Annotated in this window: 10 protein-coding genes and 1 pseudogene; 5 read left to right on the top strand and 6 right to left on the bottom strand. The window is 62.7% G+C overall.

Annotated elements, in window-relative coordinates:
- Nucleotides 1-364 precede the first annotated feature (364 nt).
- On the top strand, nucleotides 365-1,396 hold the full coding sequence (locus EU800_RS24935; protein ID WP_129636179.1) for an IS110 family transposase: 1,032 nt from the start codon (nucleotides 365-367) through the stop codon (nucleotides 1,394-1,396).
- Between the two features lie 294 nt (nucleotides 1,397-1,690).
- Here the strand turns inward: EU800_RS24935 and EU800_RS24930 are convergent.
- The 4 genes and pseudogenes from EU800_RS24930 to EU800_RS29010 all read right to left on the bottom strand — a co-directional run.
- Nucleotides 1,691-2,068, bottom strand: a pseudogene (locus EU800_RS24930) (IS66 family transposase zinc-finger binding domain-containing protein); the annotation flags it as partial.
- Between the two features lie 315 nt (nucleotides 2,069-2,383).
- Nucleotides 2,384-2,662, bottom strand: coding sequence for a hypothetical protein (locus EU800_RS24925; protein ID WP_129636178.1), 279 nt, complete (start codon nucleotides 2,660-2,662; stop codon nucleotides 2,384-2,386).
- Nucleotides 2,663-2,699: 37 nt separating this feature from the next.
- Nucleotides 2,700-3,275 (bottom strand): OsmC family protein, encoded by a 576-nt coding sequence (locus tag EU800_RS24920; protein ID WP_129636177.1) that lies wholly within the window; start codon nucleotides 3,273-3,275, stop codon nucleotides 2,700-2,702.
- A 76-nt stretch (nucleotides 3,276-3,351) separates the two neighbouring features.
- Nucleotides 3,352-3,612: a DUF1127 domain-containing protein gene (locus EU800_RS29010; protein ID WP_129636176.1), complete on the bottom strand. Its 261-nt coding sequence runs from the start codon at nucleotides 3,610-3,612 to the stop codon at nucleotides 3,352-3,354.
- A gap of 331 nt (nucleotides 3,613-3,943) precedes the next feature.
- Here EU800_RS29010 and EU800_RS24905 point away from each other — a divergent pair, with 331 nt between their 5' ends.
- The 4 genes from EU800_RS24905 (at nucleotide 3,944) to EU800_RS24895 (ending at nucleotide 6,751) form a co-directional block, all read left to right on the top strand.
- Nucleotides 3,944-4,813 carry a LysR substrate-binding domain-containing protein gene (locus tag EU800_RS24905; RefSeq protein WP_165354843.1) on the top strand — a complete coding sequence of 290 codons (870 nt, stop codon included), beginning with the start codon at nucleotides 3,944-3,946 and terminating at the stop codon, nucleotides 4,811-4,813.
- Between the two features lie 106 nt (nucleotides 4,814-4,919).
- A complete protein-coding gene (locus EU800_RS24900) occupies nucleotides 4,920-5,285 on the top strand; it encodes a helix-turn-helix domain-containing protein (RefSeq protein ID WP_129636173.1) in 366 nt (121 codons plus the stop codon).
- 16 nt (nucleotides 5,286-5,301) lie between these two features.
- A complete protein-coding gene (locus EU800_RS27065; protein WP_165354842.1) occupies nucleotides 5,302-5,442 on the top strand; it encodes a hypothetical protein in 141 nt (46 codons plus the stop codon).
- Between the two features lie 55 nt (nucleotides 5,443-5,497).
- A complete protein-coding gene (locus EU800_RS24895; protein WP_129636172.1) occupies nucleotides 5,498-6,751 on the top strand; it encodes an APC family permease in 1,254 nt (417 codons plus the stop codon).
- 406 nt (nucleotides 6,752-7,157) lie between these two features.
- Here the strand turns inward: EU800_RS24895 and EU800_RS24890 are convergent, their stop codons facing one another.
- Nucleotides 7,158-7,940 (bottom strand): hypothetical protein, encoded by a 783-nt coding sequence (locus EU800_RS24890; protein ID WP_129636171.1) that lies wholly within the window; start codon nucleotides 7,938-7,940, stop codon nucleotides 7,158-7,160.
- Nucleotides 7,937-10,369, bottom strand: coding sequence for a Lon protease family protein (locus EU800_RS24885; RefSeq protein WP_242500824.1), 2,433 nt, complete (start codon nucleotides 10,367-10,369; stop codon nucleotides 7,937-7,939). Before EU800_RS24885 ends, EU800_RS24890 begins: the two co-directional genes overlap by 4 nt.
- Nucleotides 10,370-10,873: the final 504 nt, after the last annotated feature.

The following is a 10,873-nucleotide window of genomic DNA, read 5'->3' as shown; positions in this document are numbered from 1 at the left end:
GAGACCTACACGGCCCTACCTGTCAGTTGAACGGACGAAGAACATGCGTGGCGACAGGGACGTCGCCGCGAAAGAACGCAAGGGCAGACGTGAGTGATGATGATCGAACGGAACCGCTGCCAGGACACCCCGAGGCGGTGTCTGGGCTTCAAAGCTCGCCCTTCTGATAGGAACCCGGCACGCGGACTTCATCAAGGCCAGCGGTCAATGGCACCGCGCGAACAGGCCGGACACATGACCGCAACCCGCGAAGATCGCCATCAGCTCAAATCAGCGCTTGCGAAAACGGAGCCAATGGTATGGACCCCGCCGCCCCGGCGGGGAGAGCCTTCGAACGCAACAGTGGAGAAAGAGGAGGTGCGCTGTGCAGATCGTTCGAATTGGCTTGGACCTGGCGAAATACGTCTTCGAGGTTCACGGGGTAGACGCGGAGGAGAAGGTCGTTCTCCGCAAGACATTGCGACGGGACGCTGTCGCTTCGTTCTTCGCCGAGCTGCCGACCTGTGTCGTCGGCATGGAGGCGTGCAGTGGCGCCCATTACTGGGCGAAGGTTCTGTCCGATCTCGGGCATGAAGTCCGTCTGATCTCGCCGCAGTTCGTGACGCCCTACGTGAAGTCGAACAAAAGCGACCGCAACGACGCCGAGGCGATCTGCGAGGCTGTCGGACGGCCCTCAATGCGGTTCGTTCCGCCGAAGTCGTCCGCGCAGCTTGCGCTGCAGGCGGTGCATCGCGTTCGTCAGCGCCTCGTCTCCGACCGAACGCGACTGGTGAACCAGATCCGCGGGCTACTGGCCGAGCATGGCATCGCGATCGCGCGCGACATCTCCCGCTTGAGGAGTGCTCTCTCGAAGATCGTGAATGGCGATGAGGCTGGTCTGAGCGAGCTGATCCTGGAACTCGTCCGCGATGCGCGCGAGGAGCTCGCCGAACTCGACCGACGCATCTCATCCTACAACCGGCGGCTCAGACATATCTTCCGAAATGACGAGATGTGTCGGCGCATCGGCAAGATCAAGGGCATCGGCCCGGTCACAGCCACCGCGCTGGTCGCGGCCGTGGGAGACCGGACCTGCTTCAAGAACGGTCGCGAGTTCGCCGCCTGGCTCGGGCTCGTCCCGAGGCAGCGATCGAGTGGCGGTAAGGCGCGACTGTTGGGGATATCCAAGCGCGGCGACCGATACATCCGGACGCTGATGATACACGGCGCCCGGGCCGTTCTCGGCAAGGCTGGCGGCAAACAGGACGCGCAAAGCCAATGGATAGGCCGGATGCGCGAGCGTCGACATCCGAACGTCGTGGCCGTCGCGCTCGCCAACAAGAACGCCAGGATCGTCTGGTCCATCCTGTCGCGAGGCGACGACTACCGGCCGGCTCAGGCCGCATCCGCAACCTGATCACACCGGCGAGGAAGCAGAAAAAGGGAGGGCTCGCCCCCAGACATTGCAGCGAACTGGCAGGAGATGGAGAAAGGGTCATGACCCGTCGCTTCGTGAGCCTGATGTGTGGACTGGCTCGGCACATGCCGATGCCTCGGAGCCATTGAGGACGAAGCACGCGGAAACCCATCGGGGCTTGCGGCGACGATGTATCGGGCCGCTTCAGAAAGCCGGATATACGTCAGCAATCGTGACGCCCGACCCGGAACCAGCCAAACCGTTGCAATCAGGCGGGGTCCATATACGTCCACACATGACACCGCCATCCAGGTCGATCCCCTCACGGGCAAATATCTGTGACTGACGGTAGAGCGGGAGATGGTCCGAATACTTGCTGACAAGGACATGCGCCAGCAATCCCGGACCGGGACGGCCACGATCAATCGGGCGAGACGGCAGCGGTGATTGGACAATCGCTTCACAGCAGGAGCAGGCCATGCGCGGACGGACGATCCGGTTCACGACGAAGCGTCCGGGGACATATTCCAGTTCCTCGGTCACATCCTCCCCGAGCGTCTTCAGGGTTCCACCGCAGTGGTGACATTCCTCGCCAGGCGACAGGATCTCGTCGTTTCGTTCCAGATGGTCGGGCAGCGGTTTGCGGCTGTGTCGACGCTCCGGTTTGTCCTCTTCGAAATCAGTGGCAGGTTAGGCCTGCGCTTCGGCGGCATCGGCAATCTGTTCCTTGGCGTCGCTGCCTTGGACCGGCCCTAGGTGTGCGACGCACCAGTATTATCAAGATTACGAAGGCAAAGCAGACAATACGCCATTCAGCGTACCACAGCATTCGGCGGCACCCGGGAGCTCCTTTTCCTTCGATTTGCACGAGGCGCATTGCCAATTTGCCGGAGCAATCGGACGCCAGCGGCAGCGGTTGCGATTCGCCGGGGTAACCGGGGCCAATTGGCCCCGGCTTCCATCTTGGTCCAGTTCAGTAGGCAGCACTCAGTCGCCGTAGAGCGGATCATCGTTGCCGCGCGCATTCTTGCCGTCGTTGTTGTCGCCAGCGGTGTCGGCAGCTTTGTCGTTGTCGCCGTGGGCCTTGTCGTGGCTGTCGGCGTCGATTGCCTGTCCCTGGAACTCTGGTCCGTATGGCTGGCCATTGAACAGAGCGAGCGAAGGTTGCGCATTCAAGGTCGCGAAGATGGCAGCAAAGAGAAATGCGGCCTTAGTTCGATTGGACCGGTTCGGGTCCTTGGCGGGATTTGCTTCATAGGTTTTCATTCCGGATCTTCCTTGTGTGTCGTGATGATTGGAGCAGTCAGGCGGGCTCGACGCTGATGTCGACCTGAGCGCCGTTCAGAATTGTGTTGAACACCGGGGAGAACTTGCTGAGGTCCTCCAGGCGCTTCAGATAGCGGGGTTCAGCGTCGACCGTGAACTTGACACGCAAGGCCGTGTAGCCGCGCGGAACGTCGTTCGCGAGGCCGAGATAACCGCGCAGGTCGATGTCGCCTTCGACAACCGATTCCACCGAGTTGATCGGAATTCCCCGCGATGCGGCGTGCGCCACCATGCTGGTGGTCACACATGCGGCGAGCGCGTGGAGAAGATGCTCGACGGGGTTGGCCGCAAGGTCGTTTCCGGCGAGGATCGGCGGTTCGTCCGCGTCCATCTCGAAGGCCTTCGCATGGGCGATGTCCTGCTTGGCGCCGTAGAACGAGGTCACGGTCGTCCGGTTGTGGTTGCCACCGATCCACCTGTTGGTGGCCCGGAACTGGCTGACGCCGAGATCCGGGTCCTCGCGGATCGCAGCGAGCGTTTTGCCGAGGGCATCGACATCGATTCCATTGACGACCGTCGGCTGGTCGATTTCCTGAACATTGGTTTCGTACATGTGGTTGTCACTTTCTCGATTTCTGGATTCGGGGACGGGGGAACTCGTTACGCCTGGGTCCACGTTCCGGCGGCTGTCACCGGCCGCTGAGAACCCGGATCTTCTGAGCGCTGCTCTGGAGGCTGTCGTCCCAGCCTCCGACATCGGAGCGGCTAAGCCCGATGTCGCGGAGCTGGTGGTCGCTGAGGCCGCGCAGCACCCGCAAATCCCGGGCCGCCTTTGAGCGGCACTTCCGCGTTGTCCAGAACCTACCGATACGGCCGCCTGCGGCGCCGGCGCCAGTTCGGCAGTTGTGCAGATGCTGTACGTGAAACGAGTCTTGAGTGAGAGCGGTCATTGCCACCTCCTGAGATGAGATTGGGCTGAAGAGCGATGCACACCTTCCGATCGGTCGAAAGGAAGGTCCGCGAGTTCGCGGGGCGACATTCTGCGAATGTCCGGATGAGACAGCGGATCCCGCCACCACGCGGGGTTGTCCCAGTGACGGGTCGTGGCGGCAGATCGTACCTTACGGTCCCGGAAGTATGTGATGAGGCCCATCTGGCTACACCCTGTTTAAAGTTCTGCAAACAAGATGCCTCGTGGAGACGTATATTTTTATCGATTTTCCATGAATCGTGTTTTAGATTTTCTATATGAAAAACTTAAATCGCATTAATCTTGGGGGGTTGCGGGCGATCGAAGCTGTGGCCCGGACAGGGAATCTGGCGGGCGCCGCAGAGGAAATGGGTGTGACGGTTGGCGCAGTCAGCCAGCAGTTGCAGAAGATCGAGGGTCTGCTGGGCCGCCCGATGTTTCTGCGGACCCCGCAGGGAATGCAACCGACTGAACGTTGCGAGAAACTTCTGCCGCGCCTCGCGCGCGGCATGTCGGACCTCTCTGCGGCGGTCGACATCGCGCGGCGAGAACACGCCGATGTTCTGACGATTTCCGCGCCTCCGGTGTTTGCCGCGAAATGGCTGGTCTGGCGGCTCGGCGAGTTCAGTTCCGAGCATCCCGATGTCAGGGTCAGGATCGATGCGTCTGCGACGATGGCAGACCTGAACACGTCGGACGTGGATGCCTGTATTCGGTTCGGCAAAGGAGATTGGAATGGCGTCAGGCTCGTTCGCCTGGTGGATCAGCGCATCTTCCCGGTTTGCAGTCCAGCACTCGCTGACGCGCTCAAGTCACCCAGAGACCTGTCGAAAGTTCAGATCATCCGCGACCGCGGGCAGATGTTCGACTGGTCAACATGGCTCGGACCCAACGGACTGACTGAGGAAATTCTCGGCGAAGGGCCAGTATTCTCGGATGCATCGCTCTGCCTGGACGCGGCGATTGCGGCACAGGGCGTATTCCTGGCATGGGAGACCCTCGCCTTCGATGCTCTGAAATCGGGGCGCCTGGTCGCTCCGTTCCCGGGCAGGTTCAGAACTGGCAACGCGTTCTGGCTGGTCGTTGGCGAAGATACCAAGCCCTCCAAGAGCCTTGCCAAGTTTGAAACCTGGCTGGTGAACCAAATGAACAGCGAGTGTTGCCCGGGACATTTTCTTTAAGTTTGAGATATGGCGAACTAGAGCGCGTCGCGGGCTTTGAGATTCAGGGTTCCCGGGTTTTGCGCGATATGATTCCCTGCTGCTGAGGCAGATATGGGGGTCGCAGATGGGCAAGCCGCATCCGATAGAGCTACGAACGCGGGTTGTTGCCTATGTCGATGAGGGTCACGGGCACCGCGAGGCGGCGCGGCACTTTCGTGTGTCGCCGAAGTTCGTCAACGATCTGGTGAAGCTGCGGCGCGAGACCGGATCTCTGGCGCCGCGGCGGCAGGGCAATGGCGGCGGACACGGCAAGCTGGCGGCCGTGACGGATTGGATCGAGGCGCGCGTGGCGGCCAGGGGCAAGATCACGCTTGATGAACTGGCCGCGGAACTGGCCGAGACCCATGGCCTCGTCGTCCACCGCGGCACCGTCTGGCGGGTCCTGCGCGGTCTGGGGATGACGCACAAAAAAAGACCTTCAGGCGCTTGAGCAGAAACGCAAGGACGTGGCCGACCTGCGCCATGTCTGGATCACAAAACGCCAACCCTTCATGGCAAACCATCTGGAACGACTGGCTTTCCTCGACGAGACTTCCGTCAAGACCAATCCGCACCCACCCGGATTGATCGTCATCATGGCGGCCTGAACCCGAAGCTGTAATCAAGGAGATCGAGGCAGCGCGCACCGCGTTCGGTGGAGTCATGGGGACCGACGGGCATGTTCCGGAAGAAGCCGAAAGAGAGCCGCGGCTCCGCCGGGCCATCGGGCTCTGGCTTCTCGTGCTCTACGGGCTCGGGGTCACCATCGGAGCCGGGATCTACGTTCTCATCGGTGAGACGGTGGAACGCGCCGGCACTTACGCGCCATTCGCCTTCATCCTCTCCGCCGTCGTCATGGGCTTCACCGCAGGCAGCTTCGCCGAACTGTCGGGCCGGATCCCCCGCGCCGCGGGAGAGGCCGTCTATGTCGAGGCCGCTTTCGGGCGAGCTTGGCTGACGCTGGCAGTCGGCGGAGCGATCGTTGTGGAAGCCGTCGTCGCGGCCGCCGCGATCGCGCTCGGCTCGGCAGGGTACGTGGCCGAGATCATTCCGCTGCCGGGAGTGGTATTGGTCGTCCCGATCATCGTCTTCATGACCTTGATCGCCGCCTGGGGCGTCCGTGAATCCGTGCTTGTTGCGGGCGTCATGACAATTGTGGAAGTCCTCGGGCTGTTGGCAATCATCGTCGCCGGTTTCGTCGTCGAACCGGAGGCGATCCAGCCGGGTGGCGCCCGCTTCGCCTTGCCGACCGGTCCGGCCGCCCTGTCCGGCGTGATGAGCGCCAGCCTTCTCGCGTTCTTTGCCTATATCGGTTTCGACGATATCGTTAATCTCGTCGAGGAGGCCCGCGACCCAACGCGAACCGTCCCCCGGGCCATTGCGATCACCCTCGCTATCGTGACCTTGCTCTACGCCCTCGTGGCCGTCGTGGCCGTCCGCTCTGTCCCTGCGGAAGTCCTGGCCGCCTCCGAAGCCCCGGTCAGCCTCCTCTTCGAACGACTGACGAACCTCTCCCCGCTCGGGATCACGCTCATCGCGATCCTCGCGACCATGAACGGCGTCATCATCATCCTGATCATGGCTGCGCGCGTGATCTACGGGCTCGCCCGGAAGGAACGGCTGCCCGCATGGCTGGGAGCAGTGTCGCCGCGCACCAAGACGCCGCTAAACGCTACGCTCCTCGTCTCGGCGGCCGTCCTCGTCCTCGCACTCATCGCGCCGCTGGACAGGCTAGCGGAGGTTTCCTCGCAGGTGATCCTCACAGTCTTCTGCCTGGCAAACCTGTCGCTTCTGCGAATGAAGACGCGCAGGGAGCCGCTTCCCAAAGGCTGCGTCAGGGTGCCCGCGCTGGTGCCGGCACTCGGCGCCTTGAGCTGCCTTGGCTTGCTCATCGGTGCCTCCCTAGGCGGCGGGTGACCGCCAAATGCGGAGCGACTTCCTCATCAAGACTTGTTTCGAAACGGCCCTTTTTGACGCTTGTCGTGGCAAAGATCGCGGCTGTCCGTCACCGGCGCCTGCCTCACGATCATGGGCGAGAAGAAGGACGAAAGAGGGAAAATACTGGCGGCAGGTCCACGGCATCAGGCGCCTATCCAGCTCCTGCATGCGCGACCTCACCCTGCAGTTCTAGATCGGCCCCGATACCGTGACAGCCGAGGCGTAGGACGACATCCTGACCGTTACCGTGTCGAATCCCGCCACCGAGAACTGGAGGTTCGATATCGGCAGGTCCGGAAGAACCGGCAGGGCGGCTCTTGCCTGGCCCGAAACCGCAAAATCCGTGGAAGCGGTAGTGTCCGCCAAGGCTATGTCGGGGGACCGGCTATGTTCCGTTCTCGCGCCCCGGTGCCGCCGACCCGGGGGGCGCTGGGATCAGCGTCGAATAGGCAAGAGCCGGTTCGGCCTCGGAAGCGTTCAGAACCAAGACCGGGCAACGCGCTGCCTCGATCAGATGCCGGAGTTGCTCGCGTCCGCGAAACGGGCCCGCTGCGAGATCGATAATTACCACCGCCGAATGCATGCGATTCACCAGGGCCAGAAGCTCGTCTTCGGAGCTGGCGACCTCGACACCCGAGGGCGGGCGACCTTGCGGCGCCAGTGCAAGGGTGACGACCTCCGTTTCAAGCCCGTCCGCGATCCTGCGGGCGATCTCGACCGCCTCAGGACAGGCGGCCGGAACAGTGTCCAGAAGCACGACGCGCCCAGCACGGCGGCGGGTTCTGTGACCGACGAGCAGCAGGTCCCAGCCGCCCGCAGCCTCGCAGAGACCGGCGATCAGGTCGCCGTGGCGACGCTCGAGGACGCATTTGACCGGAGAGGTCCGTGCCACGCCGGACAGCCCCATCCGGAAAGCACGCGCATCCCCCTCCATCTGCGCCGCGAGGCGTTGTCGGGAGGGCGCCTCGACCAGCCGCCCCGCACTTGTGACGACGCGCTGGACGGGAAGGCCTGCCGCCTCTGCGATCGCCTCGTCATCAACCAACAGGCCGCCCAGTTCGGCGATCAGCCCCGCAGCGAGCCGTTCGGCGAGGCGGATCGCTGCCGCAGCGTCGGCATAGCTGCCAGCGGCGATCAGGACACGTTTCTTGGCGGCCGGATCAATCACCGCTTGGTCTCCTCTTCACTTGACCGAAGCCTGCGGGCGAATTCCAGCCGCTTTCGGGCAAAGTCCCTCAGACGGTACTCGACCTTCGCGTAGACGCTCCCGGCGGCAAAAACGCCATCGTCCCCACGAGTCCCGGCCACCACGCCGGTCAATGCTTCGATCCCTTCCGAGACGGTCTCGACGGCGATAACGCGGAAGGTCCCCGCCTCCATCGCTGCAACGACCTTCGGGCGCAGAACCAGGTGCTCGACATTCGACGCCGGGATGAGGACCCCTTGCCGCCCATTCAGCCCCCGATCTTTGCAGATGTCGAAGAAGCCTTCGATCTTGTGGTTGACCCCTCCGATCGCCTGAACCTCGCCGGTCTGGTTGACGGACCCGGTCACGGCGAGTCCCTGATCGATCGGCAGTCCCGAGAGCGCCGAGAGAAGCGCGTAAAGCTCCGCCGAGGAGGCGCTGTCGCCCTCGACGCCGCCATAGCTCTGTTCGAAGACGAGACTGGCGTGGAGCGAGAACGGCACGTCCAGCGCGAAGGTGGAGGCGAGGTAGCTCGCGAGAATCATCACGCCCTTGGAGTGCAGCGGCCCGCCAAGCTCGACCTCACGCTCGATGTCGATCAACTTGCCCGACCCCATGCGAACGCGCGCGGTGATGCGCGAGGGACGGCCGAAGAAATAGTCGCCCAGCCCGATCACCGAGAGCCCGTTGACCTGGCCCACCTTTCGTCCGTCGGTGTCGATCAGGATGGTCCCCCGTGCGATCGCCTCCTGCATGCGGTCCCGAATCCGCGAGGCGCGTCTGTCCCGCGCCTCCACTGCGGTCTCGATATCCGCCGCGTCGATTTTCTCGGCGCCGCGCAGGCCGGCATAGTGGTCGGCCTCGCAGACGAGGTCAGTGAGGGCACTCACGCGAAGCGAGAACTTTCGGGAGTCCTCGGCCAACCGCACCGACTCGTCGAGCAGGCGGGCAATGCCGGCCGAGGTGAGCGGCCGCAGGTTCTCCCGCGCTACCTCGCTGGCAAGAAGCGCGGACATGCCGGCCGTGTTGTCCGAGTCCCGTTCGACATCCGTCTCGAAATCGGCCTGGATTTTAAAGAGTTCAGGGAAATCCGGGTCGTAGAGAACGAGCAGCGCGTGCAGCATCCTGTCGCCGACGAGAACAATGCGCACGGAGAGCGGAATCGGGTCCGGATCCAGCGTGATCGTCGATGCGAGGCTGACTCGTTCGGCCAGCGAGGTGATCGAGATCCGGCGGTGTTTCAGGCACCGTTTCAGGGCATCCCAGGCAAAGGGCTCGGACAGTACGCGCCGCGCATCGAGCACGAGATAGCCACCATTCGCCTGGTGAAGGACACCCGGTTTGATCATCGTGAAGTTCGTCAGCAGTGAACCCATGTGGGAGACGTGTTCGATGCGGCCCGTAAGGCGGTCGAGCGTGGGAAGATCCTCCTGCTCGACCGGCGCGCCGCGGGGTGCCTTCGCGTCATGCGAGACCATGACGTTAACGCTGTAGCGTCCGAATTTCGCATCGACATGCGGCTTGCGGATCGTTTCGGGAAAGGGACCGTCGTTCTCGTCCTCGGACGATTTCAGGAACAGCTCCGCATTGGCGATGATGTCGGTCTGGACCTCGTCGAGATATGCGGCGACAGCCTCGATTCCGCGCAGATCGTCCGGCACCTCGTCGATCCGCTCCTGAACGGCCCGCTCCGCCATCTCCGCGTTTAGGCGCTCGATCCGCTCCCGCCCCTGCCGCTCGAGCTTCGGCCCCTCTTGCATGACGGCGGCCAGCCGTTCCTGCAGCCGGGCGATCTTCTCATCGATTTCGGCCTGCTCCTCGGCGGAGAGTTTCTCGTAATTATCACGCTTGATCGGCTGCCCCTCCCGGATCGCCGTCAGCATGTAGCCCATCGGCGCACGCAGGAGCGCGATGTCTTCGTGCTTTGCCTGTTCAGCGAATTCGGCCATTGCGGTTTCGTGCGTCTGCTCGACCTCTTCCTCGATCATCCGTCGCTGCGACTGGTATTCGTCGGACTCGAAGATGGCCGGGATGTCGGCCGCCAGGTCGTCGATGAGCGTCTGCATGCAGTCGCGTAGCAGGATTGCTCGACCGGCTGGGAGCGCCAGCGCGCGGGGTTTCTGGGGGTCGCTGAAATTGTTCACATAGGCCCAGTCGGAGGGCACCGGACGTTTGGCTGCGCGGTCACCCAGGATACGGGACACTTCCGCATGCCGGCCACTTCCGGCCGGACCGGAGACGAACAGGTTGAACAGGTCGTGTTCGATGCTCGCCGAGAGGCGGATCGCGTCGCTGGCCCGATCCTGGCCGACGAGTTCGCCCGGTCCAAGTTTCTCTCCTGACGGGGACGCCTCGAACGCTCCCGGATCGTGTTTCCACTGCTGGATGTCGGCAATTGTGAGCTCGATCATCGGCAATCTCCTGGAAAGGACCATGGCGTTGCGCGCTCGACGCTCCATAGAATGCACGACCAACGATTATGGAGCGTTGATTTCAATCAAGGCAGTTCAGCACGTGTCCCCCGAGGGTCTGTACTCCAGGCTAAAACCGCTATCGGGGTGTGGCCTCTTCAAACATTGATGTGGCGTTGATGAAAAACGCGACATCAAAAACTTGATCGGCCGAAGACGATTTCAAGTCCCTGAGATTGTGTAGGATTTTTGGTTGCAGGGGCTGGATTTGACCTATGCCGAACATCGGGGACGCTCTCGCTCTAGGCCGCTGAAAAACTTCCTCGGCAGGGCTAGTCAACGCCAAACTGCCGTCTGCGGTAGCTCTCACGTTGAGCTTGAGAACGGCAGTGGAATAGTCGACCACGGTAGCGGCGGGGATGTTTCTCGCTGCGGGCGGAGCAAAAGTCGCCCAGTATCGGCCCTTTCTGTTCTGATTTCAGGGGGGCGGGAGCATTTTCACCG

This window comes from Tropicimonas sp. IMCC6043 (genome assembly GCF_004146235.1).
GTDB lineage: Bacteria > Pseudomonadota > Alphaproteobacteria > Rhodobacterales > Rhodobacteraceae > Tropicimonas.
Note: the sequence above shows the minus strand (reverse complement) of the source record. Positions and strands in the feature narration are given on the sequence as shown.

What these genes read in the sequence shown, in the direction of transcription:
- EU800_RS24885 (WP_242500824.1), bottom strand. Translation starts at nt 10,369, where the DNA reads ATGATCGAGCTCACAATTGCCGACATCCAGCAGTGGAAACACGATCCG.
- EU800_RS24925 (WP_129636178.1), bottom strand. Translation starts at nt 2,662, where the DNA reads ATGAAAACCTATGAAGCAAATCCCGCCAAGGACCCGAACCGGTCCAAT.
- EU800_RS24895 (WP_129636172.1), top strand. Translation starts at nt 5,498, where the DNA reads ATGGGGACCGACGGGCATGTTCCGGAAGAAGCCGAAAGAGAGCCGCGG.
- EU800_RS29010 (WP_129636176.1), bottom strand. Translation starts at nt 3,612, where the DNA reads ATGACCGCTCTCACTCAAGACTCGTTTCACGTACAGCATCTGCACAAC.
- EU800_RS24900 (WP_129636173.1), top strand. Translation starts at nt 4,920, where the DNA reads ATGGGCAAGCCGCATCCGATAGAGCTACGAACGCGGGTTGTTGCCTAT.
- EU800_RS24920 (WP_129636177.1), bottom strand. Translation starts at nt 3,275, where the DNA reads ATGTACGAAACCAATGTTCAGGAAATCGACCAGCCGACGGTCGTCAAT.